Below are 23,891 nucleotides of genomic sequence, written 5' to 3'. Positions count from 1 at the left end.
GTGAAGTGGTATAGAAAGCTGTATATTGGTGAGAATGCAAAGAAAGATAAATATAAAGTATTTGGACATATAAGAAAGAACAGATTTTGTGCAGATACATTTTTGATAACACTTGCTTCTAACACTTGCAATATTCTGGATATATATTCGGCTAATATGCTTTTACAACCACATTTTAAGAATAAAAATGTAAACGAAGAAATATATGTAGTTGGACTTGCTAAAGGACGCGATGAGGCACTTAATCTTGTGAGAGATATAATTGATGAAGTGTATAATGCTACAGGTGGATTTGATATAAGAGAATATCTTGGATTTGGCAATAAATAATAATGGGGGCATTAATGGTTCATATTATATTATTAATTCTTAAAATAGCAGGAATAGTGCTTCTATCATTGCTTGGAATATTAATTCTGTTGGTGCTTATGGTTTTATTCGTGCCGGTAAGATATAATATTAGTGCTGATTATCATAGCAGGCTTACGGCAAATATTAAGATAAGCTGGCTTCTTAATGTTCTTAGGCTAAAAGCATCATATGCTAATGACTTATCGGTTAAGGCATATGCTATGTTCTTTAAAATATTCGATAATAATTCGGATAAGGAGAAGAAGCAAAAGAATAAAGAAGGCGATAAGTGCATTGATGATATGTATGTGGCGGACAGCAGTCAGGAAACTGCCGGACAATACGCTGCTGGTAGACAGAATGAAACAAGTGGTACTGGCAATAGTCAGGATACTGCTGTGCAGGTTGAAGCATTAGAAGCTGAAAAAGCCGTTGCTGATAAAAAGATGGTGGCAGATGAAGCTTTAGAAAAGACAGATGAAAAAGCCTCAAGGAGTTCTTCTAAAGAAAGGCTGGAAGAAATTCATAAAAAAGCTGACATAAAGCAACATATAGAAAGCAGAAGTAATTACCAGCATAATGAGGATGATAAACATAATAGGCAGTCAGTCAGCCAGCCTCATAAGAAAAAAGACCTCATTGGCAGGCTGAAAGCAGCACTTAATAGTGTGAAAGATAAGCTTATAAGCATAAAGAGCAAGTTTAAAAAGCTTTTAAAAGCCATTGTGGATAAGAAGAGAAGTGCTTGGCAGAAGATTAATGATTTAAAAGTAATTATTAATGATGAAGAGAATAAAGAACTTGTAAGGCTTATTAAGAAGGAACTTAAAGAACTTATAAGAGAAATAACACCGGTTAAGTATGATGTTAATGTGCGCTATGGTTGTGAAGAACCATATATGACAGGCAGGATATTAGGAGTGATTGCGGTTATATATGGAATTACAGGTGTTCAGTTTAATATAACCCCTGAATTTGAACAGAAAGTGCTGGAAGGGGATATATATATGAAAGGCAGGGTAAGAATATACCGCCTGCTTTTGATAGCTTTAAGAATATATAAAAACAACAGGTTTAGAAAGCTTGTGTTTAATAAGGGTTAGTAATGGAGGATTAATATGGCAGAGAATAAGAATGATTTTAATGAAACTGTTGCATCGCTTTTTAAGGGTATGGATTCCTTTTTATCAGCTAAGACAGTTGTTGGGGAAGCGGTACACGTTAATGATACAATTATACTTCCATTAGTTGATGTATCGTTTGGTGTTGGGGCCGGTGCATTTGCTGGTGATAAGAAGAATAACGCCGGCGGTGGTATGGGAGGCAAGATGTCTCCAAGTGCTGTTCTTGTTATCCAGAATGGTGCAACTAAGCTTGTTAATATCAAAAATCAGGATACTGTAACTAAGATTTTGGATATGGTTCCAGATGTGGTTGACAGAATAACTGGCAAGTTTGGTGATGTAAAGATGGATGATGATATTGATGAAGCTATCAGTGATGTTACAGATGAAGAATAGATTATAAAAAATGAGTATACAGCATATACATTTACAAAATGGATAATATGTATATCTGCGCCATATGTATTGATAACATCATAAAGATAAGGGCAGTGTACATAAGAAGAGGATTGTTATGTGCAGAATGTTGGGCTTTATTATGTTCTGGATTGCGGTTGGAATGATTATAGGGTTAATCTTTACAGGTAGTATGTTCTGGCATATAGTTATAATAATTGCTCTTATTATTATAGGTTATAATATGTTTTGTCATTAAAATGTAATATTTTTAGTAAAAAGGTGTTGCAAAATGTAATATGTTCTGATACAATAATTTCTGTTGTGGGTAAATTTACCCAATACCGGTAAGGAGGTGTAATTGATATGGCTAAATGTGCAGTTTGCGAAAAAGGTGCTCACTTTGGTAATGCAGTGAGTCATTCTCATAGAAGATCTAATAAGATTTGGAATTCTAACGTTAAGTCTGTTAGAGTTAAGGTTAATGGAGCAACAAAGAAGATGTATGTATGTACTTCTTGCTTACGTTCAGGTAAAGTTGAGCGTGCCTAATGCTATTAATTTTCGAAAATTTATATCAGTACATTAAAGTGAATTGCACAATTTAATAAAATTGCGTAATTCACTTTATTTATTTTAGCTTTGATAGTATAATGAAAATATACTTTATATGTGGGGAAAGTTTGACTGCGCAAAACTTCTTGCAAATATGCTTCATAAGAGGCTTTGCATAGATTCCTTAAAATACAAGTCGCAGTATGGAGGCTAGATATGAATGGAACATTAAACAACAAATTAGGAAAAGTATCCATCTCAAGTGATGTTGTTGCTCAGTATGCTGGTTCAACAGCAGTTGAGTGTTTCGGAATTGTCGGAATGGCGGCAGTAAGTATGAAAGATGGTCTTGTTAAGCTGTTAAAAGGTGATAGTCTTACAAGAGGTATTAAGGTTGAGATAGACAGTGACAATAGAATAGAAGTTGATTTTCACGTTATAGTTTCTTATGGTGTAAGCATTTCAACAGTTGCTGACAACCTTATTGAGAATGTAAAGTACAAGGTATCTGAATTCACAGGCCTTGAAATTAAAAAGATTAACATATATGTTGAAGGCGTTCGTGTTATAGATTAATTGTTTTTATAAAGTAGATTGACGGGCCTTGTTTATGGCAGAATGGAGGAAATAAAGTGGCTACTACTACAATAGATGCAGCACTTGTGCAGAAGATGTTTCTTGCAGGAGCTAAGAATCTTGAATCAAAGAAAGAATGGATTAATGACCTTAACGTATTTCCAGTACCAGATGGTGATACAGGAACTAATATGACTCTTACAATTATGTCAGCGGCGAAAGAGGTAAGTGCAATTGCCAATCCAACAATGGAGAGTCTTTCTAAAGCTATTTCTACAGGTTCATTAAGAGGAGCAAGAGGTAATTCAGGAGTTATTCTTTCTCAGCTTCTTAGAGGTTTTACTAAGGAAATGTCACACGTTAGTGAGATAACTGTTGAGACACTTGCAGTTGCAACACAGAGAGCGACAGAGACAGCTTATAAGGCTGTTATGAAGCCGAAGGAAGGAACAATCCTTACAGTTGCAAAGGGTGTATCTGATAAAGCGGCAGAGGTTGCAGGGAATGTGACAGATTTAGAAGAAGCATTATCAGTGATTATTGATTATGCAGAGGAAGTGCTTGCTAAGACACCAGAGATGTTACCAGTATTAAAGGAAGCTGGAGTAGTAGATTCAGGTGGACAGGGACTTGTAGTTGTTCTTAGGGGAATGTTAGATGCCCTTACTGGAAAGGTTACAGATTTCACAATTACAGAACCTAATGCTGAGTTTAAATCTGGTTCTAGTATGCCTGGAAAAGGTGCTGCCATTGAAGATGTAGATATTAAGTTTGGTTACTGTACAGAATTTATAATTATGCTTGAAAAGTCATTTGATGAAAAGACAGAGGCGGACTTTAAGGCATTTCTTTCATCAATTGGTGATTCAATTGTGTGCGTTAATCTTGATGATATCGTTAAGGTTCATGTTCATACTAACCATCCTGGTCAGGCATTTGAAAAGGGGCTTGAATACGGTCAGCTGACTAAGATGAAGGTTGACAATATGAGAGAAGAACATAACCAGAAGGTTGTGGCGCAGTCAGAGATGCAGTCAGCTATTGCCGCAGATGCTATGAAGAAGCACGAGCAGGAGAAGAAGGAACAGGAACCTAAGAAAGATTTCGGTTTTGTTACAATAGCTGCTGGTGAAGGTATAGCAGAGATATTCAAGGGTCTTGGTGTTGATGAAGTAATACAGGGTGGACAGACAATGAACCCATCAACAGAGGATATTCTTAATGCCGCAGAGAAGATTAATGCAGATACTATATTTGTTCTTCCTAACAATGGCAATATTATTCTTGCTTCTAATCAGGCTGCTTCAATTATTGAGGATAAGAAGATTGTTGTTATTCCAACAAAGACAATTCCTCAGGGAATTACAGCTATGATTAACTTTGAGATGACAAGAAGTGCAGAAGAGAACGAGATGGCTATGCTTGATTCACTTTCAACTGTACAGTCAGGTGAATTAACATATGCTGTAAGAGATACTTCAATTGACGGCAAAGAGATTAAGAAGAATAATTACCTTGGACTTGGTGACAAGGGACTTGCGGCTGTTGGAACAGATATGAATACAACACTTATAGATATGCTTGATACATTTGTGAATGATGACTCAGAACTTATAAGCGTATACTATGGACAGGATATTAAGGAAGATGATGCCAACGAACTTGTATCACAGATAGAAGAGAAGTTTGACGGTGTTGATGTGGAACTTCAGTATGGTGGCCAGCCAGTATACTATTATATAGTATCTGTTGAATAATAATTAAAGATATTAGCCCTTTATTTAATTGATGATGACACGCATATAAGCTGTCAGATATGGAGTAGATGTATGGATATTACTCAATTAAAAGGAGTAGGGGCTGTAACTGCTAACAATCTAAACAGGCTTTCTGTATACACAGTAGAAGATCTCGTAAAGCTGTATCCGAGAGATTACGATGTATATGAAGAGCCTGTTTTTATTAGTTCAATTGATGATGATACAGAGATTGCTGCTATAGAGGGAACGGTAGTTGGAAGCCCTGATATATATGGTAATGGAAGGCTTAAAATGCTGTCTGTTATCATTAAGGATTCAGAAGGCGGTGCGATAAAATGTGTATGGTATAATATGCTATTTTTGAAAGCATCATTAAGAATAGGAACACACTATGTATTCAGGGGAAAAGTGAACCATAAGAAAGACAGTTATATATTAGAACAGCCGCAGATGTATACAATGGCTCAGTACAATGAGGTTAAAGGTCAGCTTATGCCTATATATCCTCTGACGAAAGGATTATCTAACAAGACTGTTGTAAAAGCAGTAACACAGGCACTTGATAAATATAAAATCGGGTTGGAAAAGGAATATATACCTGAATATATAAGGGAAAAGTATAATCTTGCAGAGCATAATTATGCGATGGTTAATATACATTTTCCGCAGAGTATGGATGATTATATTATTGCAAGGCATAGGCTTGCATTTGAGGAATTTTTTCTGTTCGTGCTTGCAACTCTTAATATGAAAGCTTCTAACGAAAGAATACCTAATAGCTATGTTATCCCTGATAATGTAAAGACAAGAGAGTTCATTAACCAGCTTCCGTTTAAGCTTACTCATGCACAGCTAAGAACATGGGAAGAGGTTAAGAATAATATGAGTGGAAAGCATCTTACAAGTCGTCTTATACAGGGAGATGTTGGTTCTGGTAAGACGATTGTCGCTGTGCTTGCGCTTATGAATACAGCATTTGCAGGGTATCAGGGGGCAATGATGGTTCCTACAGAGGTACTTGCCAGGCAGCAGTATGAGTCTATAAGAAATATGTTCGCCAATGCCGGTATAGATATTAATGTTGGACTTCTTACAGGTTCTATGACACAATCTGCCAGGAGAAAAGTGTATGATGATATAAAAAATGGTACTATTGATATAGTAGTTGGTACTCACGCACTTATTCAGGAGAAGGTTGAATATAATAATCTGGCACTTGTAATAACAGATGAACAGCACAGATTTGGTGTCAACCAGAGAAAACAGTTGTCAGATAAGGGGAACAATCCGCATATAATTGTAATGAGTGCAACACCAATTCCAAGAACTCTTGCGATTATATTATATGGCGATTTGGATATATCTATTATAGATGAAATGCCATCAGACCGACTTGCAATAAAGAATTGTGTTGTGGATGATTCATACAGGCCAAAGGCATACGCATTTATTAAAAAGCAGGTCAGCGAGGGCAGACAGTGCTATGTAATATGTCCTATGGTTGAGGATAGCGAGAATATTGAAGCGGAAAATGTAATAGATTACACGGATAAGTTAAGAGCTGAACTTAAAGGCGTGCGAATTGAGTATCTTCACGGTAAAATGCGTCCAGTCGATAAGAATGAGATTATGGAAAGATTTGCCAGCGGAATGATAGATGTGCTTGTATCTACGACAGTTATTGAGGTTGGGGTAAATGTTCCTAACAGCACGGTTATGATGGTTGAAAATGCTGAAAGATTCGGACTTGCACAGCTTCATCAGTTAAGAGGACGTGTCGGAAGAGGAAAGTACCAGTCGTATTGTATATTTGTTACTGGCAATAAATCCAAGAAGATAAAGGACAGGCTGGATATACTGCAATATTCCAATGATGGTTTTAAGATAGCAGAGGAAGATTTGAAACAGCGTGGTCCGGGAGATTTCTTTGGGGTACGACAGAGTGGTGATTTTGATTTCGGAATAGCAGACGTATTCACAGATGCCAAGACTTTAAAAGAAGCATCAGATGCGGCTAAAGAGATGATGGATAGCGGCTTTGACATAGAGGATGGTGCTAACACATATCTTAAGGAAAAGGTTGATGACTATACGAGAAAATGTCTGGAGAAAATCAATTTATAAAGGAGACTGGTTATGAGACAGATGGAATTTACAATGAGCAGGCCTAATCTTGTTAAGCAGGGTGATGAGGTTGAGATAACTGAGGGAAAGCTTCCAAGCAGTTATTATTATACTATTGAGCCAGCAGTTGCTATGTCAGGCAATTACTCAACTCCTGACAGGCTTAAGTCAAGACATGGAGTTGTTAAAGAAGTCGGAGAGACAAGCAGAGGATATTATGTGCTTGCGGAATTTGAAGATTGAAAATATATTAATAATATGTATAATTAAATATTGAATATTAAACATTAAATGATTTATAAGGAAAGGTTTGGAATAACTAATGGAAAAGAAGAAAAGGGGCAGTTTCACGGGAGAAATAGGATTTGTACTTGCGGCTGCGGGAAGTGCTGTTGGACTGGGTAATCTGTGGAGATTTCCGTATCTTGCGGCACAATATGGCGGAGGAATATTTATTCTTGTATACATTATACTTGCACTTACATTTGGCTTTACTCTTATGACAACAGAGATTGCTATAGGAAGAAAGACAAAGTTAAGTCCGACAAGGGCGTATAAAGAGGTTGATTCTAAGTTTGGATTTATTGGGCCGATTGCATTTATAATACCGGTTATCATTCTGCCATATTACTGTGTAATAGGAGGATGGGTTACAAAATATGTCACAGTATTTGCGGCAGGACAGAATATAGCTGCTGCCGAAGACTCATTTTTTGGTAACTTTATTGGAAGGGAATATGCACCACTTATATTCTTTATTATATTCCTTGGGCTTACATCACTTATTGTAATATCAGGTGTAGAAAAAGGAATTGAGAAGGTGAGCAGTTATCTTATGCCAGCACTAATTGTGCTTGCGGTTATAATATGCATATATGTAATTACAATTCCAGGTTCATCAGCAGGAATTAAATATTACCTTCTGCCGGATTTCTCTAAATTCTCATTTAAGACGGTGTGTGCAGCTATGGGACAGATGTTCTATTCAATGAGTCTTGCAATGGGAATTATGATAACTTATGGTTCATATACTAAAGATGAGGTGAGCATTGTAAAATCTGTCAACCAGATAGAGATATTTGATACAGGAATTGCCATTCTTGCAGGAATGATGGTTGTTCCGGCAGTGTATATATTCAGCGGTGAAGCTGGAACATCACAGAGTGGTGCAGGACTTATGTTTGTAACGCTTCCTAAGGTATTCACACAGATGACTGCTGGAAGATTTATAGGCGGATTGTTTTTTGTGCTTGTGTTTTTTGCGGCACTTACAAGTTCGGTATCCGTTATGGAAGCAATAGTTTCAATGCTTATAGACAGATTTCATATAAGCAGAATTAAAGCGTGCCTTGGTGTTATTATATTCTCGGTTGCCCTTGGAATACCTTGTTCACTTGGTAATGGGGTATGGTCACACATTACAATACTTGGAATGGATTTTCTTACATTCTTCGATTTTATAAGCAACAGTCTTCTGCTTCCTATAGTAGCCTTCTTTACCTGCCTTATGATAGGCTGGTCAACGGGTGCTGACTATATTATTGGAGAAGCTACCAAGAATGGAGAAGCTTTTAAGCGTGAGAAAATATACCGCGTTATGATTAAGTATATAGCACCGGTATTATTGCTTATTATTCTTGTGTTCTACACATTGGCACAGTTTAATATAATTAAATTCTAATTCGTCACAGAATATGTATTTTTAATTCGTTACAGGTTATGCGATGAATATAATTACAGGGTTATGTGATTAATATGTATGTCAGATGAAAGCTGTACATTTTCTGCCACACAGGCAGGAATGGAGGTGTTCGTCTGGCATATTTTTTTATTGAAGGGAATATACATTTATATGCGTATATATGGAGGTTAGATATATGGATGGAAAAGAGCTTGTATCAGGTGCGGCGTATGATGTATATATGGATATTAAGAAAAGAACCAATGGAGAAATATATTTTGGTGTTGTAGGACCTGTAAGAACCGGTAAGTCAACTTTTATCAAAAGATTTATGGAATTGTGTGTCCTTCCTTCTATGAAAGATGATAATAAAAGAAAGAGGGCACAGGACGAACTCCCACAGTCGTCAGGTGGAACTACAGTTATGACAGTTGAGCCTAAATTTATTCCGAGTGAAGCAGCACTTATAAGTCCATTTGAGGGAATTAATATGAAGGTAAGGCTTGTTGACTGTGTCGGTTTTATGGTTGAAGGGGCTAATGGGCATCTTGATAATGGAAAAGAGAGAATGGTTAAGACACCGTGGGATACTAAGGAAATAGCATTTTCCAAGGCGGCAGAGATAGGTACTAAGAAAGTGATAAATGACCATTCAACAATAGGTATTGTTGTGACTACAGATGGTTCTTTTACAGAAATTGACAGAACGAATTATATAGTGGCAGAGAAAAAGACTATTAACGAGTTGAAAAAAATAAATAAGCCGTTCGTTGTAATATTAAACAGTGATAAACCTTATGCCACAAAGACCAGGGAGCTTGCCGTTAGCCTGTCGGCTGATTATGAAGTTCCTGTTATTCCTGTTAATTGTGACCAGTTAAAGAATGAAGATGTTAATAATATTCTTAAAGAGGTGCTTAAGCAGTTTGCAGTGACACAGATTGACTTTTTTGCACCTGAATGGACACAGGTGCTTCCTGATGAGCATTGGCTAAAAAAAGAGCTTATGCAGGTGGCTGGAGAGGTGTTAGAAGGCATTAATACAATAAAAGATGCTGATAATTATAAATATAGTGCAGATAATGAATACATAAAGAAGCTTGATGTTACAGATGTGTCACTTTCGGAGGGAAGGGTGAGTGTGAAGATGTCTGTAGATGCTAATATTTATTATGGCATTTTAAGCGAGCTTACCGGAACTAAGATATTAAATGAATATGAGCTTATAAGTACAATAAGAGATCTGGCGTTAAGAAAGAAGGAATATGAAAGTGTATCTGATGCGGTAACTGATGTTAATATGTCTGGCTTCGGTGTTGTAACGCCTGTAAGAAGTGCAATAGAATTAGAAGAACCAGTTGTTATAAAAAATGGTAACAAATATGGCGTTAAGATTAAGGCTAAAGTTCCGTCAGTGAATATGTTAAAGACACAGATTAATGTTGAGATTGCACCTATAGTCGGAACTAAAAACCAGGCAGAGGATTTGATTAATTATATTAAAGATAATACAAAGGATAATCCGGACGGCATATGGGATACTAATATATTTGGAAAGACGATAGAACAGATTGTTAATGATGGGATATACGAAAAGACACATAATATAACTAAAGATAATATGGATAAGATTGGGGAGACTATAGAAAAGGTTATGAATGAGAATTCGGGACTTGTCTGCCTGATTGTGTAGCTGAGTGCTTGATTGTAAGAGAGAATTCTGATAAAATTAGTTGTAATTAATGTACTTTGCACAATAAAAGGCAAATAGGAGGACAATATGAAAAAGGTTGAAGATTATGTAAGAAGTATTCCAGATTTTCCAGAGAAAGGAATTATATTCAGGGATATAACAACAGTAATCCAGAGTCCAGAGGGATTAAAGCTTGCTATAGATGGAATTAATGAAAAGCTTAAAGGCGTTGATTATGATGTTGTAGTTGGACCGGAATCAAGAGGATTTATATTCGGAGTTCCAGTTGCATATGCTAATGGCAAAGGCTTTGTTCCTGTAAGAAAGAAAGGTAAGCTTCCTTGTGAAACTATTTCACAGGATTATGAGCTTGAATATGGCACAGCAACTATCGAGATGCATAAGGATGCCATAGTACCGGGACAGAAGGTTGTTATTGTAGATGACTTAATCGCAACAGGTGGAACAACAGAAGCTATTATCAAGCTTATTGAACAGCTTGGTGGTGAAGTTGTAAAGATTATATTCCTTATTGAGCTTGAGGGGCTTAAGGGCAGGGAAAAGCTTAGCGGATATGATGTTGACGCAGTTATAAAGTACGCTGGAAAGTAAAATAATAATGAGGGCTGTATGTTTGCTTCAGAGTGCCTTAGTGGGATTTTCTGACAGGATGCAGCCTTTGTTTGGATATGGAAGGGGTGATGTTATGCCAACACCACATAACACAGCGAATACAGGTGATATAGCTAAGACAGTTATAATGCCGGGTGATCCTTTAAGGGCGAAGTATATAGCTGATACTTATCTTGATAATGTAGTCAGGTTTAACAATGTAAGAAATATATATGGTTATACAGGTGTATACAGGGATGTTGATATATCCGTTATGGCTAGTGGTATGGGTATGCCTTCTATGGGCATATACAGCTACGAGTTATTTAAGTACTATGATGTCGATAATATTATAAGAATAGGGTCGGCAGGAAGTATATCTGACAAGGTTGACTTAAGGGATATTGTGTTAGCTATCGGTACAAGTACTGACTCTAACTATGCTAAGCAGTATAATCTTCCTGGAACATATGCACCTGTGGCAGATTTCGGGCTTTTAAACTGTGCATATGAGCAGTCGAAGCTTTATGGTATTGCTGCTGAGGTTGGGAATGTCGTATCAACAGATGTTTTTTATAATGATAATCCAGAATATAATAAGGCGTGGAGTAATATGGGTGTGCTTGCTGTTGAAATGGAATCAGCGGCACTTTATATGAATGCCGCCCGTCTTTCAAAGAATGCTCTTGCTATGTTTACTATAAGTGATAATCTTATGAATGGACAGTCATTATCGGTTGAGGAAAGACAGGAGGGCTTTGATGATATGATAAAGCTTTCACTTGAAACTGCAAGATTGTATAATATCGGGGGAGGCATATAATGGACAAGTCGGGTTATACAGATATGACAAGTATACAGATACTTGTATTTTTTGCACTTGTTATTATTATTGCTGTATATGTCACAGTTACGAATAATAGAAGAAAGCAGAATTTAATTATTAAAAAGCTGAAAAATGGCTGGGGAAAACCGTCACAAAGAAAGTATTCCGGTGAAGATTATGAGTGCATATCACATTACTTTAAAAGAAATGAAGATGAGAACTCTATAGATGATATAACATGGAATGATCTTGGTATGGATGCGGTATTTTGTATGATGAATAATACGAATTCATCTGCAGGACAGGAATATCTATATAAGATGTTAAGATGTCCCAATGCGGATATCCAGTCGCTTAAAAAGCTTGATAAGCTTGCCTCTGACTTTGATAAAAATGCTGCTAAAAGACTTGACATACAGAAAATATTTGTATGGATAGGACGTGCAAAGCATATATCAATAAGTGATTACTGCGATGTTGTGGTAGGACTTGAGAAAAAAAGCAACGTTCTTCATTATGCTTCAATGCTTTTTATTCTTGTAGCAGTTATATTTACCTGCACCATAAGCCCGGTGCTTGGAATATGGCTTTGTATCGCAGCTATCGCATTTTCGATAATAACGTATTATAAATATAAGGCTGCTGTTGATAGGTACTTCATATGTGTTAATCATATTGTGAAACTGCTTATGGGTGCGAAAAAGATAACAGCACTTAATATTGATTTTCTTGGTGAGTATAACGATAAGTTAAAGAATATATCAGAGGAGCTTTCAGATATAACAAAGAGGTCATGGCTTCTTGAAACGGGTAATGTTGATGGTTCTATAGCCGAGATTTTGCTTGATTACCTAAGAATGTTGACACACGTTGACCTTATAAAGTTTAATAATCTTATAAAGCTTTTTAATGATAAAGAAGATTATATATATGAGCTTATAGATACACTTGGTTTTATAGAGGCATCCATATCAGTTGCTTCATTCAGATGTATGCTTGGCAGCTGGTGCGTTCCTGAGTTCAGGAAGGATAATGATATGCAGCTTGAAGTAAGAAATGTATATCATCCGCTTATAACAAAGCCTGTAGCCAACTCTATAAATACTAAGCATAATGTACTTCTGACAGGATCTAACGCTTCTGGAAAATCGACATTTCTTAAGACAATCGCGATTAATGCACTTTTGTCACAGACAATATATACGAGTGTGTCGGAATACTACAGAGCACCTGTATACAGAATATATTCGTCAATGGCATTAAGAGATGACCTTAGCAGCTCCAACAGCTATTATATAGTGGAAATTAAGTCACTTAAGAGGATGTTGGATGCGGCTTCTAAAGAGGGACATCCTGTTCTTATGTTTGTTGATGAGGTGCTTCGTGGAACTAACACGGTTGAGCGTATTGCGGCATCATCAGAGATACTAAAGAGCATAAGGACTGATAAAGCACTTGTGTTTGCGGCAACACACGATGTAGAGCTTACATCACTTCTTAGAGGAAAATATGATAATTATCATTTTCAGGAGGAGGTTACAGATGATGAGGTTGTATTTGATTTCAAGCTGTATACAGGACCTGCAACCACAAGAAATGCAATAAAGCTGTTAAAGACTATAGGTTATGACAGCACTATTATTAATGCGGCTGAGAGAAGTGCGGGCTATTTTCTTAATAATGGAAAGTGGAATGTTGAAAATTGATATGAGCTATGGTAAAATACTATGTTGTTTATAGCTGCTGCAAAGCCGGCAGTAGCAGAAAGGAAGGCTTATGGTAGGATTAACATTAGTTTCGGAATTAATATTTGAAGCGGTAAAGTTTGTAGTTATGCTTGGACTTTTAGTTCTTGCAGTATTTGCCGGTGGTAAGATTAGAAAAGGATTAGATGCTAAAAAGGCAGCTAAACAGGAGGAAGAATAAAGTGCAGTACAGAGGCGTTAACGAATTAAGAAGATTATATCTTGACTTTTTTGAGAGCAAGGGACATTTAAAGATGAAGAGTTTCTCACTTGTTCCACATAATGATAACAGTCTGCTTATCATTAATTCAGGTATGGCTCCATTAAAGCCATATTTTACAGGTCAGGAAATCCCACCAAGAAGAAGAGTGACTACTTGTCAGAAGTGTATCCGTACAGGTGATATTGAAAATGTTGGTAAGACAGCAAGACACGGTACATTCTTTGAAATGCTTGGTAACTTCTCTTTTGGCGATTATTTTAAGACAGAAGCTATTCATTGGTCTTGGGAGTTCCTTACAGAAGTTGTAGGACTTGATGCCAATAGATTATATCCATCAATATATGAGGAGGATGATGAAGCTTTTGAAATCTGGAATAAACAGATAGGTATTGCACCTGAGAGAATATTCAGATTTGGTAAGGAAGATAATTTCTGGGAACACGGTGCTGGACCTTGCGGTCCATGTTCTGAGATTTATTATGATCGTGGCGAAAAGTATGGCTGCGGAAAGCCAGGCTGTACGGTAGGCTGTGACTGTGACAGATATATGGAAGTATGGAATAACGTATTCTCACAGTTCAATAATGATGGTAAGGGTAACTATACAGACCTTATCCAGAAGAATATTGATACAGGTATGGGTCTCGAAAGACTTGCAGTTGTTGTTCAGGACGTTGACTCTATATTTGATGTTGATACATTACAGGCACTCCGTAATAAGGTATGCGAGATGGCTGGTGTTAAGTATAAGGAAGATGAGAAGCAGGATGTATCTATCCGTGTTATCACAGATCATATACGTTCAGTAACATTTATGGTAAGTGATGGTATTATGCCATCTAATGAAGGCAGAGGCTATGTACTTAGAAGACTTTTAAGAAGAGCGGCAAGACATGGAAGACTTTTAGGGATAGAAGGAAAGTTCTTATCAAAGCTCTGCGAAACAGTTATAGAAGGTTCTAAGGACGGATATCCAGAACTTGAAGAAAAGAAGGAATTCATTACTAAAGTTATATCTGAGGAAGAGGATAAGTTCAATAAGACTATTGACCAGGGATTAAGTATTCTTTCAGATATGGAAAAGGAACTTCAGGAGAAGAACCAGAGCGTTCTTTCTGGGGAAGATGCTTTCAAGCTTTATGATACTTATGGTTTCCCTATTGATCTTACTAAGGAAATCTTAGAAGAAAAGAACATAACTATTGATGAAGACGGCTTCATTAAATGTATGAATGAGCAGCGTGAGAAAGCACGTAAGGCTCGTAAGACAACTAACTATATGGGTGCTGATGCAACTGTATATGATAAGATTGATCCAGCTATCACAAGTGAATTCGTTGGATATGACAAGCTGTCTAATGATTCCAAGGTAACAGTTCTTACAACAGAAGAAGATGTTGTAGAAGCTCTTTCAGAAGGAGATAAGGGAACAGTTATCGTTGATCAGACAGTATTCTATGCAACAATGGGTGGTCAGGAAGGTGATAAAGGTTATATCACAACTTCTGAGGGCGAATTTAAGGTTGATACAACAATCAAGCTTAAAGGCGGCAAGATTGGCCACGTTGGAACTATGACAAAGGGTATGCTCAAAGCTGGCGATACAGTTACTCTTACTGTAGATTCAGAATACAGAGCAGATACATGCAAGAATCATAGTGCAACACACCTTTTACAGAAAGCATTAAGAACTGTACTTGGTAACCATGTTGAACAGAAGGGTTCTTATGTAGATCCTGAAAGATTAAGATTTGACTTTACACATTTCCAGAGTATGACAGAAGAGGAGATTAAGAAGGTCGAAGATATTGTCAATGAAAAGATTGCTGAGGCAATTCCAGTAGAGACAAAGATTATGACAATCGAAGAAGCTAAGAACACAGGTGCTATGGCACTTTTTGGTGAAAAGTATGGTGAGAAGGTAAGAGTTGTATGTATGGGTGACTTCTCTAAGGAGTTCTGTGGTGGTACACATGTTGCCAATACAGCTAACATCAGACTTTTTAAGATTGTATCTGAGTCAGGTGTTGCTGCAGGAGTAAGAAGAATAGAAGCTCTTACAGATAAGGGAGTTCTTAAGTTCTTTAATAACCTTGAAACTCTTGTAAAAGAAGCTTCAATAGCAGCTAAGGCAGAGAGCACACAGCTTGTAAGAAGAATTCATACAATGAATGATGAGATTAAGGCACTTATATCTGAGAATGATAAGCTTAAGGCAGAGCTTGCTAATAATGCTTTAGGTGATGTGACAGATAATGTTGTTGATGTTAAGGGTGTTAAGCTTCTTGCAACTAAGGTAGATAATGTTGATATGAATGAACTTAGAAACCTTGGCGATAAGTTAAAGGGAGAGATTGGTTCAGGTGTTGTGCTTGTTGTAAGTGCACTTGCGGCTGATAAGGTTAATATGATAGCGATGGCTACAGATGATGTTGTTGCAAAGGGTGCTCATGCTGGTAATCTTATTAAGTCTGTTGCTTCACTTGTTGGTGGCGGCGGTGGCGGACGTCCTAATATGGCTCAGGCTGGTGGTAAGAATGCTTCTGGTATTGATGAGCTATTAAAGAAGGCACCAGAAGTGCTTGCAGAACAGCTTTAATTATAATAGTAATAATAACCGCTATGATATTGGTTATAATATTAATTTAACAAATTGTGCTAAAATCGCAAAATTTCTGTTGACTTAGGTGATTTCTGTGATATAATATCTGTTGTGCGATTAGGTAAAACCCTATATGTATTGCCCAGCACAATTACGCAACAGAAGGGTGGTCAGGAAAAGGTATGTCAAATGTCATCGTTAAAGAAAACGAGTCTTTAGATAGCGCATTACGCAGATTCAAGAGAAACTGCGCAAAGGCAGGCATTCAGCAGGAAATTCGTAAAAGAGAACATTACGAAAAGCCAAGCGTAAGACGCAAGAAGAAGTCAGAAGCTGCTAGAAAACGTAAGTTCAATTAATTTGATAGCGAAATATTTAATCCCGGTGTATTTTAGAATACATCGGGATTTTTTTGCATATTTTATATATAAGCGTAAGTTGTTATGCTGGGGTAAGATATGGGAAAGTTTAGGTGTGCGAAAGATGTGCGTTCGGTTGTTATGCCGCAGTCTGTTACTATGCCGATTCTTACAGTTATTGGCAATAAGGAAATGTATATAGAGAATTTTAAATCAATAATGGAGTATGAATGTGATAGTGTCAAAGTCATTACAAGGCGTGGAATTGTACACGTTAAGGGAAGTGACCTTGATATAGGATATCTGGATATGGATGAAATATCCATAAAAGGGAGGATTAAAGAGATTACATTTGAGTAATATGGTTAATGGGGTGCTGTGTATAATATGAAACTGGGTATTAAAGATGGATTGAAGCATATTTTTTATATTGAACTGGAAATAAGCGGGGATGGTATAAATACATTTTTTAATATGTGCAGAAAAAAAGATATAATATTTTTTGATGTACAGCATATTAAAGCTGGCAATAATGCTGTGCGTGCCAGGATAGCAAGAAATGATTTCTTTATGATAAAAAATCTTGTTAAGGCGGCAAGGGTGCATATTAAAGTTATCAAAAAGGCTTATCCAAGATATTACATATTTAGATACAGACAGCATTATTCGTTTGCCTACGGGGTGCTTATTGCATTTGTTATAATAAAGCTTCTGGGAATGTTCGTATGGAAAGTGAATTTTAATGGTAATTATGTATACACAGATGAGTATTTGAAAAGTTATATAAAGGATATGAAAGTTTATAATGGAAATATGCTTAAAAATATTGACTGTGCGTATATTGAAGAGTGCATAAGAAATGATCTTGATGTTACATGGGCGAGTGTTGAGATAAAAGGCTCAATGGTTAATGTATACATAAAAGAAAATTATTCTATGAATAAAGAAGCAGTGAAGTCTGTGTATAGTGACGGTGAAGATATAGTAAGCAGTTGTCAGGGTGTTGTTAAGAAGATAATTACAAGAAGTGGTACACCACTAGTAGCCTGTGGTGATGAGGTTCAGGAGGGGCAGGTGTTAGTATCTGGCAGGGTGGCTGTTACTGATGACTCAGGAACGGAGCTGTATCAGGTAGATGTATGTCCTGATGCAGACATTTTAGTTCATACAGTAATTGCTTATGATGATATACTGGAAAGAGAATACGGATACAGACAGTATACCAAGAGGAGATATTCTTCGTTAATTATAGAAAATAACAGCGGCTTAATTAAGCTGACCAAGCCGCACAGGCGGATAGAGCAGTATGATATAATAACGCAGAAATATCCATTGATTGTTGCAGGAGGGATAGATACTGGAATTGTTATTGGGGTAGAGAACAGAAAAGAATATAAAGTTATGAATGACAGGTATAATGATGTCCAGTTAGAAGATATTCTTAATGAAAGATTACAGATGTATATTTCACATATGGAACAAAAAGGAGTGCAAATAATGGATTGTCGTGTTAATATAGATACAACTGATGACAGAGGAAGCTGTACTGGAGAATTGGAAGTACTTCTTCCGGTTACTAATTGATATACATATTAATAGAAAGAGGATTAATATTAATGAGTGAAGTAGAAGTTGTTATTGATATGCCAGCAGAATACAGCAGTATGGTGTTTGGACAGTTTGATGAATATGCCAAGGCAATAGAGAGTAATCTTAATATAGAATTAATAGCAAGGGACGGAGTTGTAAAGATAATAGGAGCAGAAGCTAATGTTATAAGGGCAAGAGGCGTGCTTGATAATCTTATAGAGCTTGCAAGAAGAGGTAACCAGATAAGTAGACAGAGTGTTGATTATGCAATATCGTTATCATTTGATGATAAGCAGGATACTATGTTAGAGATAGACTCCGATACAGTATGCAGGACTATAGCAGGAAAGCCAATTAAGCCAAAGACATTAGGCCAGAAGAATTATGTAGACCAGATAAGGGATAAAATGATTGTATTTGGAATAGGCCCTGCTGGTACAGGAAAGACATATCTTGCAATGGCAATGGCTATTCAGGCATTTAAGTCTAATGAGGTTAATAAGATAATTCTTACAAGACCAGCGATAGAGGCAGGAGAAAAGCTTGGATTTCTTCCGGGTGATTTACAGAGCAAGGTAGACCCATATCTTCGCCCTTTATATGATGCACTTTTTCAGATTATGGGTGCAGAAAGCTTTAATGCTAATATGGAAAAGGGACTTATAGAGGTAGCACCGCTTGCATATATGCGAGGAAGAACTCTTGATAATGCGTTTATAATATTAGATGAAGCACAGAATACAACGCCTGCACAGATGAAAATGTTCCTTACAAGAATAGGTTTCGGTTCTAAGGTAGTAGTTACTGGAGACCAGACACAAAAGGATCTTCCAAGAGATGTAACATCTGGTCTGGACGTTGCTATGAAGGTGCTTTCAAAGGTTGATGAGATAGGTTTTGTAAAGCTTACTAACCACGATGTAGTAAGACACCCTCTTGTACAGAAGATTGTAAAAGCTTATGAGGAATATGAGAACAGACAGAACAAGAAAGAATTTGACAGGCGGAATAGGAAAGAATCTGATGGCAGGTCAAAAAAGAATTACGACAGCAGACAGGGTAAGAAAGAGAAAGGAACAAGAAAGAATGACAATTAATATAGAATATGAAACAGATAAAAAGTTAGATTTAGATTATGAGAAGATAATTAATGAGGTTGTTAATGAGGCAGCTGCATATGAGAAATGTCCATATGAGATAGAGGTTAATGTCACATTGACGGATAATGAGGCGATACATCAGATTAACAAAGAGTTCAGGGAAGTTGATGCACCTACAGATGTTCTCTCATTTCCTATGATTAATTATGAAGCACCATCTGATTTTGAGTCACTTGAAGACGAATTTGAGAATAACACAGAGGACTATTTTAATCCGGATACAGGTGAACTTATGCTTGGTGATATAGTTGTATCAGTAGAGAAGGTGGCTGAACAGGCTGAAAAATATGGACACAGTGAAGTGAGAGAACTTGCATTCTTAGTTGCACATAGTATGATGCACCTTTTTGGATATGACCATATGACAGAAGAAGAAAGCAAGGTTATGGAAGCTAAGCAGAGAGAAGTCCTTGATAATATAGGAATTACAAGATAATTATATTGGATATATTACAATTATAAGAATGATAATATTGTAGTTAACTATAAAATGACAACATTGAGGTTATATATTGCAGTTATAAGAATATAGAAATCGCGGGTGAGAGGTATAGGTATAATGGAATACACAGATAGAGAGCTTTTAGATAAAGCAAAAGAGGCAATGGTTTATTCGTATTCACCTTATTCAAGGTTTAAGGTCGGGGCTTGCGTACTTACAAAGGACGGACATATTTATACAGGCTGTAATATAGAGAATTCAAGCTTTGGTGCGACTAACTGTGCAGAAAGGACAGCAATATTCAAGGCTGTAAGTGAGGGTAGAAAAGAATTCGCTAAGATTGCCATAGTGTCATCTTCAGGTTTAAAGACGTATCCGTGTGGAATATGCAGGCAGGTTATGAGTGAATTCTTTAAGGGTAATGAGCAGATAATTCTTGAAAATGCTGGAGAGATAATTAAATATACTATTGATTATTTACTGCCTGATAGTTTTAAATTGTAATAAATAGTAAAATGAAATGTATAAAATATAACATTTTGCAAATAATTACCATATAAATTCATATTGCAAGGAAGGTGCAAAAGAATGGAAAATGGTATATTTAATAGAAGAAATGTTATATCAATATGTGTTGTGGCGGCTGTAATTGTAATATTAACAATAGTATTTCTGTCACGCAGCAATACAGGCGATGAGCATATAGATGACATACAGAAGGACAGAGTTAAGTATGAAGATATGCAGAATAAAAGAGCTGGCACAGAACAGGTGACGTCCCAGCAGACAGCAGGGGTATCACAGCAGAATAAGACATATACGGATAATTATCTGTTGCAGTTACAGGACGGACAGGCTGTAATATACAGGGGCGTATTGAAGAATTCGGACATTGAATATGAATTCTACGATTATGCCCAGATTGATATTGAATTGCTGCCAGAAAGCATAAAGGAAGAATGTGCAGACGGGCTTGGTTTAAAGGGAGAACAGCAGCTGTATGATTTTATACAGGCATACAGCATAGAATAACAGTAATAAGGATAGTGATATATGAAAAGCAAATATGTGAAAAATCACGAATGTGTCATAATCGGCGGCGGTGCGGCTGGAATGATGGCGGCAGTACAGCTTGCAGGTTATGGAATAGATAACTGCATAATAGAACACACAGGAAAGATTGGAAGCAAGATATTACAGACAGGCAATGGCAAGTGTAATTTTACTAATCTTAATATGAGCAGTGAAATGTATCAGAATAAAGATAACAGACTTGTTATGGAAGTTATTGATAAGTTTGATGTACAGCATACGCTTAAATTCTTTAAAAGTATAGGCGTATATTATACACAAAAGGATGGTTATGTATATCCACATTCTAAGACAGCCGCTTCATTACAGAATGCATTAAGATTGGCAATAAAGAACGCTGGCATTAAGGTTAATATGGATACTGTCATTAATAAGATTTATAAGAAAGAAGCTGATGGAAAGGATGTGTTCGTTCTTGAATGTGACGGTATAGACTTTATAGCAGATACAGTAATTATTGCAACAGGTTCAAAGGCTTCGCCAAAGACAGGCTCAGATGGTTCGGGTTATGAGCTTGTAAGACAGCTTGGAATTGATATTGTAAAGCCACTTCCCGCACTTGTACAGCTTGTATGCGGTGACAAAGCTGTATGTAAGCTTGGTGCAGGTGTAAGAAGCTATGGAAGCATAGAGCTTTGGGTTGACGGACAGTGCGTAGCAAATGATACAGGAGAAATCCAGTATACAGATTATGGAATATCAGGAATACCGGTATTTCAGGTAAGCAGATTTGCAGTAAAAGCTATAGATGAGAACAGGGAAGTCAAGGCTGTTATTAATATGATACCTGATATAACAGATAGTGATATAGAAGATATTTTCAACAGGCGAATTATAGCAGAAGGTTATAAGACGTTAGAGCAGTTCTTTGAAGGGCTTATTAATAAAAAGCTTGTTGCTATGATAGCGGCAAGATGCAAAATAAGCGAAAGTAAGCACATAGCAGATATTGATATTGAAAAAATGCGACATATTATTGAAACTATGACACATTTTGGATTTGTTATAACAGGTGATAAAGGATTTGATTATGGTCAGGTGTGTCAGGGCGGAGTTGCTCTTGATGACATTGACATAAGTAATATGGAATGTAAAAAGGTAAAGGGTGTGTTCTTTGCTGGTGAGGTTGTTGATGTTGACGGCAAATGCGGTGGCTATAACCTGCAATGGACGTGGAGTTCGGCATACTTAGCGGCGGCAGGAGTAAAGGAAAGGATAAATAATTGAAACAGGAAAAAGTAATAAGAATTAATAATATAAAATTAAAACCAGACCACACAGAGGCTGAGCTTTTAAAGGCAGTTAAGAAAGCACTCAGGTTAAAGAATAACTGTGATATAAAGTCCGACATTATAAAGAGATCTATAGATGCAAGACATAAGCCTGACATTATGTATGTATACAGTGTTGATGTGAAGAAGCTTGTTATCAATAATAAAGATACGGATTTGAAAGCGTTTGCAAAGAAAACAGCCAATAATAATATTACATATAATGAGAAGGTTATATATGAGTTTCCATATGGCAGAATTAATAATTATGAGGGCGCAGGAATTAAGGAAGAAGACAGGCCTGTTATAATCGGCTTTGGACCAGCGGGAATGTTTGCGGCACTTAAGCTTAGCGAGGCTGGACTTATGCCTGTTGTATATGAGCGTGGGGACAGTATTGAAGAAAGACACAGAAAGGTTGATGAGTTCTGGAATACAGGAAAGCTTGATACACAGTCAAATGTGCAGTTCGGTGAAGGCGGAGCAGGAACATTTTCAGACGGAAAGCTTAATACAGTAATAAAAGATCCTACAGGACGAATAAGAAATGTTCTTGAAATGTTCGTAAGATTTGGCGCTTCATCAGAGATATTATATTCTAACAAGCCGCATATCGGTACAGATGTGCTGATGAATGTTGTATACAATATACGAAAGTATTGTGAGAGTCTTGGCGCGCAGATTAATTTTAATCATAGAATAGATGACATTAATATAAGTGATAAGAAAGTAAGCTCAATAAAAGTGTACGATATCAAGAATGATATATATTTTGAAAGACAGTGCAGACAAGTATGCCTGTCAATCGGACACAGTGCAAGAGATACATTTAAAATGCTTGATAGCAAAGATATAATGATGGAGCCGAAGTCATTTGCAGTAGGGTTAAGAATAATGCACCCACAGGAATTCATCAATGAAAATGCGTATGGAAAGTGTGAGTACAAGCTTCCAACAGCAGATTATAAGGTTACATACAAATCAGTAAGCACAGGAAAAGAACGTGGTGTGTATTCGTTCTGTATGTGTCCTGGCGGATATGTTGTTAATGCAAGCTCAGAGGAGAATATGCTTGCAGTTAATGGTATGAGCTATTCTGGGCGTGACTCAGCTAACGCTAACAGTGCAATGATAGTAACAGTTACACCAGATGATTTCGGAAATGGAGTGCTTGACGGCGTGGAATTCCAAAGAAAGCTTGAAAGGGCTGCGTATAAAGAAGGTGTTGGAAAGATACCTGTGCAGTTATTTGCTGATTTTAAGGAAAATGTTACATCAACAGGGTTAGGCAGGGTAACACCTTGCATTAAGGGACAGTACAAGCTTTCCAATATAAGAAATGTACTTCCTGAATATATATCAGAGGCTTTGTGTGAGGGAGTTACAGGCTGTTCTAGATACATAAAAGGCTTTGATATGGACGATGCTGTATTTGCAGGCGTTGAGAGCAGGACTTCAAGTCCTGTAAGAATAACACGTAATGATGAGCTGATGTCGGTTGGCTGTGCTGGTCTTTATCCTTGTGGAGAAGGCGCAGGATATGCTGGTGGAATAACTTCTGCGGCGGTTGACGGAATTAAGATTGCAGAGAAAATTGCGGCAAATATAGACTTTTTTAAAGAGGTATAGTACAATACCTTATTAGGTATTTAACCATATAGGAATGTCAGATAAGCTTATGCTAAGTCAGGCTGGCGGGAGTGAGGAAT

25 protein-coding genes are annotated in these 23,891 nt (G+C 36.9%); all 25 read left to right on the top strand.

Translation table 11 applies throughout. The features are described 5' to 3' along the window. Window positions 1-330, top strand: a complete 330-nt coding sequence (locus BM157_RS04250) for a hypothetical protein (RefSeq protein WP_022501823.1) — start codon at window positions 1-3, stop codon at window positions 328-330. Between the two features lie 14 nt (window positions 331-344). Continuing rightward, complete coding sequence (locus BM157_RS04245; RefSeq protein ID WP_318255806.1) at window positions 345-1,454, top strand: DUF2953 domain-containing protein; 1,110 nt, start codon at window positions 345-347, stop codon at window positions 1,452-1,454. Window positions 1,455-1,469: 15 nt separating this feature from the next. After that, entirely contained in the window at window positions 1,470-1,871 is a 402-nt protein-coding gene (locus BM157_RS04240) for a GerW family sporulation protein (protein ID WP_022501821.1), read from the top strand. 118 nt (window positions 1,872-1,989) lie between these two features. After that, window positions 1,990-2,130 (top strand): hypothetical protein, encoded by a 141-nt coding sequence (locus tag BM157_RS12905; RefSeq protein ID WP_022501820.1) that lies wholly within the window; start codon window positions 1,990-1,992, stop codon window positions 2,128-2,130. Between the two features lie 107 nt (window positions 2,131-2,237). Beyond that, window positions 2,238-2,423, top strand: a complete 186-nt coding sequence (rpmB, locus tag BM157_RS04235; protein WP_022205439.1) for a 50S ribosomal protein L28 — start codon at window positions 2,238-2,240, stop codon at window positions 2,421-2,423. Between the two features lie 219 nt (window positions 2,424-2,642). Further along, entirely contained in the window at window positions 2,643-3,002 is a 360-nt protein-coding gene (locus tag BM157_RS04230) for an Asp23/Gls24 family envelope stress response protein (RefSeq protein ID WP_022501819.1), read from the top strand. A 56-nt stretch (window positions 3,003-3,058) separates the two neighbouring features. Next, window positions 3,059-4,759, top strand: a complete 1,701-nt coding sequence (locus BM157_RS04225) for a DAK2 domain-containing protein (RefSeq protein ID WP_090140034.1) — start codon at window positions 3,059-3,061, stop codon at window positions 4,757-4,759. A 72-nt stretch (window positions 4,760-4,831) separates the two neighbouring features. Further along, window positions 4,832-6,886 (top strand): ATP-dependent DNA helicase RecG, encoded by a 2,055-nt coding sequence (gene recG, locus BM157_RS04220; protein ID WP_090140032.1) that lies wholly within the window; start codon window positions 4,832-4,834, stop codon window positions 6,884-6,886. Between the two features lie 12 nt (window positions 6,887-6,898). Then, a complete protein-coding gene (locus BM157_RS04215; RefSeq protein WP_022501816.1) occupies window positions 6,899-7,129 on the top strand; it encodes a hypothetical protein in 231 nt (76 codons plus the stop codon). 79 nt (window positions 7,130-7,208) lie between these two features. After that, window positions 7,209-8,567 (top strand): sodium-dependent transporter, encoded by a 1,359-nt coding sequence (locus BM157_RS04210; protein ID WP_090140030.1) that lies wholly within the window; start codon window positions 7,209-7,211, stop codon window positions 8,565-8,567. Window positions 8,568-8,763: 196 nt separating this feature from the next. Beyond that, on the top strand, window positions 8,764-10,260 hold the full coding sequence (spoIVA, locus tag BM157_RS04205) for a stage IV sporulation protein A (protein ID WP_090140028.1): 1,497 nt from the start codon (window positions 8,764-8,766) through the stop codon (window positions 10,258-10,260). An 87-nt stretch (window positions 10,261-10,347) separates the two neighbouring features. Next, a complete protein-coding gene (locus BM157_RS04200) occupies window positions 10,348-10,872 on the top strand; it encodes an adenine phosphoribosyltransferase (RefSeq protein WP_022501813.1) in 525 nt (174 codons plus the stop codon). 94 nt (window positions 10,873-10,966) lie between these two features. Then, window positions 10,967-11,695, top strand: a complete 729-nt coding sequence (gene deoD, locus BM157_RS04195; RefSeq protein ID WP_055175058.1) for a purine-nucleoside phosphorylase — start codon at window positions 10,967-10,969, stop codon at window positions 11,693-11,695. After that, the gene (locus BM157_RS04190) at window positions 11,695-13,404 is read left to right on the top strand and encodes a MutS-related protein (RefSeq protein WP_090140026.1); all 1,710 of its coding nucleotides are present in this window, start codon (window positions 11,695-11,697) and stop codon (window positions 13,402-13,404) included. Before deoD ends, BM157_RS04190 begins: the two co-directional genes overlap by 1 nt. 70 nt (window positions 13,405-13,474) lie before the next feature. After that, window positions 13,475-13,624 (top strand): hypothetical protein, encoded by a 150-nt coding sequence (locus tag BM157_RS12900; RefSeq protein WP_022501810.1) that lies wholly within the window; start codon window positions 13,475-13,477, stop codon window positions 13,622-13,624. Further along, on the top strand, window positions 13,590-16,265 hold the full coding sequence (gene alaS, locus BM157_RS04185; RefSeq protein ID WP_172677778.1) for an alanine--tRNA ligase: 2,676 nt from the start codon (window positions 13,590-13,592) through the stop codon (window positions 16,263-16,265). Before BM157_RS12900 ends, alaS begins: the two co-directional genes overlap by 35 nt. A gap of 185 nt (window positions 16,266-16,450) precedes the next feature. Further along, window positions 16,451-16,627, top strand: coding sequence for a 30S ribosomal protein S21 (gene rpsU, locus BM157_RS04180; RefSeq protein WP_005539624.1), 177 nt, complete (start codon window positions 16,451-16,453; stop codon window positions 16,625-16,627). A 99-nt stretch (window positions 16,628-16,726) separates the two neighbouring features. Continuing rightward, window positions 16,727-16,987 (top strand): YabP/YqfC family sporulation protein, encoded by a 261-nt coding sequence (locus BM157_RS04175; protein WP_022501807.1) that lies wholly within the window; start codon window positions 16,727-16,729, stop codon window positions 16,985-16,987. Between the two features lie 27 nt (window positions 16,988-17,014). Continuing rightward, complete coding sequence (locus BM157_RS04170; RefSeq protein ID WP_055306582.1) at window positions 17,015-18,211, top strand: sporulation protein YqfD; 1,197 nt, start codon at window positions 17,015-17,017, stop codon at window positions 18,209-18,211. A 32-nt stretch (window positions 18,212-18,243) separates the two neighbouring features. Then, complete coding sequence (locus BM157_RS04165) at window positions 18,244-19,314, top strand: PhoH family protein (RefSeq protein WP_090140024.1); 1,071 nt, start codon at window positions 18,244-18,246, stop codon at window positions 19,312-19,314. Further along, complete coding sequence (gene ybeY / locus BM157_RS04160) at window positions 19,304-19,813, top strand: rRNA maturation RNase YbeY (protein WP_055306584.1); 510 nt, start codon at window positions 19,304-19,306, stop codon at window positions 19,811-19,813. The genes BM157_RS04165 and ybeY overlap by 11 nt, the downstream gene beginning before the upstream one ends. Before the next feature lie 123 nt (window positions 19,814-19,936). Beyond that, entirely contained in the window at window positions 19,937-20,323 is a 387-nt protein-coding gene (cdd, locus tag BM157_RS04155) for a cytidine deaminase (protein ID WP_055306585.1), read from the top strand. Window positions 20,324-20,407: 84 nt separating this feature from the next. Continuing rightward, on the top strand, window positions 20,408-20,851 hold the full coding sequence (locus BM157_RS04150; protein ID WP_055174677.1) for a hypothetical protein: 444 nt from the start codon (window positions 20,408-20,410) through the stop codon (window positions 20,849-20,851). A 21-nt stretch (window positions 20,852-20,872) separates the two neighbouring features. Next, window positions 20,873-22,138, top strand: a complete 1,266-nt coding sequence (locus BM157_RS04145; protein ID WP_090140022.1) for an aminoacetone oxidase family FAD-binding enzyme — start codon at window positions 20,873-20,875, stop codon at window positions 22,136-22,138. Beyond that, entirely contained in the window at window positions 22,135-23,811 is a 1,677-nt protein-coding gene (locus tag BM157_RS04140) for an NAD(P)/FAD-dependent oxidoreductase (RefSeq protein WP_090140020.1), read from the top strand. The genes BM157_RS04145 and BM157_RS04140 overlap by 4 nt, the downstream gene beginning before the upstream one ends. Window positions 23,812-23,891: the final 80 nt, after the last annotated feature.

Source organism: [Lactobacillus] rogosae, from assembly GCA_900112995.1.
GTDB lineage: Bacteria > Bacillota > Clostridia > Lachnospirales > Lachnospiraceae > Lachnospira > Lachnospira rogosae.
The sequence above is the reverse complement of the archived record's forward strand: the minus strand, read 5'-3'. Positions and strand labels throughout refer to the sequence as shown.

Excerpts from the sequence above, each read along its gene's own strand:
- BM157_RS04245 (WP_318255806.1), top strand. The coding sequence starts at position 345 with ATGGTTCATATTATATTATTAATTCTTAAAATAGCAGGAATAGTGCTT.
- BM157_RS04240 (WP_022501821.1), top strand. The coding sequence starts at position 1,470 with ATGGCAGAGAATAAGAATGATTTTAATGAAACTGTTGCATCGCTTTTT.
- BM157_RS12905 (WP_022501820.1), top strand. The coding sequence starts at position 1,990 with ATGTGCAGAATGTTGGGCTTTATTATGTTCTGGATTGCGGTTGGAATG.
- rpmB (WP_022205439.1), top strand. The coding sequence starts at position 2,238 with ATGGCTAAATGTGCAGTTTGCGAAAAAGGTGCTCACTTTGGTAATGCA.
- BM157_RS04230 (WP_022501819.1), top strand. The coding sequence starts at position 2,643 with ATGAATGGAACATTAAACAACAAATTAGGAAAAGTATCCATCTCAAGT.
- recG (WP_090140032.1), top strand. The coding sequence starts at position 4,832 with ATGGATATTACTCAATTAAAAGGAGTAGGGGCTGTAACTGCTAACAAT.
- BM157_RS04215 (WP_022501816.1), top strand. The coding sequence starts at position 6,899 with ATGAGACAGATGGAATTTACAATGAGCAGGCCTAATCTTGTTAAGCAG.
- BM157_RS04210 (WP_090140030.1), top strand. The coding sequence starts at position 7,209 with ATGGAAAAGAAGAAAAGGGGCAGTTTCACGGGAGAAATAGGATTTGTA.
- spoIVA (WP_090140028.1), top strand. The coding sequence starts at position 8,764 with ATGGATGGAAAAGAGCTTGTATCAGGTGCGGCGTATGATGTATATATG.
- BM157_RS04200 (WP_022501813.1), top strand. The coding sequence starts at position 10,348 with ATGAAAAAGGTTGAAGATTATGTAAGAAGTATTCCAGATTTTCCAGAG.
- deoD (WP_055175058.1), top strand. The coding sequence starts at position 10,967 with ATGCCAACACCACATAACACAGCGAATACAGGTGATATAGCTAAGACA.
- BM157_RS04190 (WP_090140026.1), top strand. The coding sequence starts at position 11,695 with ATGGACAAGTCGGGTTATACAGATATGACAAGTATACAGATACTTGTA.
- BM157_RS12900 (WP_022501810.1), top strand. The coding sequence starts at position 13,475 with ATGGTAGGATTAACATTAGTTTCGGAATTAATATTTGAAGCGGTAAAG.
- alaS (WP_172677778.1), top strand. The coding sequence starts at position 13,590 with ATGCTAAAAAGGCAGCTAAACAGGAGGAAGAATAAAGTGCAGTACAGA.
- rpsU (WP_005539624.1), top strand. The coding sequence starts at position 16,451 with ATGTCAAATGTCATCGTTAAAGAAAACGAGTCTTTAGATAGCGCATTA.
- BM157_RS04175 (WP_022501807.1), top strand. The coding sequence starts at position 16,727 with ATGGGAAAGTTTAGGTGTGCGAAAGATGTGCGTTCGGTTGTTATGCCG.
- BM157_RS04170 (WP_055306582.1), top strand. The coding sequence starts at position 17,015 with ATGAAACTGGGTATTAAAGATGGATTGAAGCATATTTTTTATATTGAA.
- BM157_RS04165 (WP_090140024.1), top strand. The coding sequence starts at position 18,244 with ATGAGTGAAGTAGAAGTTGTTATTGATATGCCAGCAGAATACAGCAGT.
- ybeY (WP_055306584.1), top strand. The coding sequence starts at position 19,304 with ATGACAATTAATATAGAATATGAAACAGATAAAAAGTTAGATTTAGAT.
- cdd (WP_055306585.1), top strand. The coding sequence starts at position 19,937 with ATGGAATACACAGATAGAGAGCTTTTAGATAAAGCAAAAGAGGCAATG.
- BM157_RS04150 (WP_055174677.1), top strand. The coding sequence starts at position 20,408 with ATGGAAAATGGTATATTTAATAGAAGAAATGTTATATCAATATGTGTT.
- BM157_RS04145 (WP_090140022.1), top strand. The coding sequence starts at position 20,873 with ATGAAAAGCAAATATGTGAAAAATCACGAATGTGTCATAATCGGCGGC.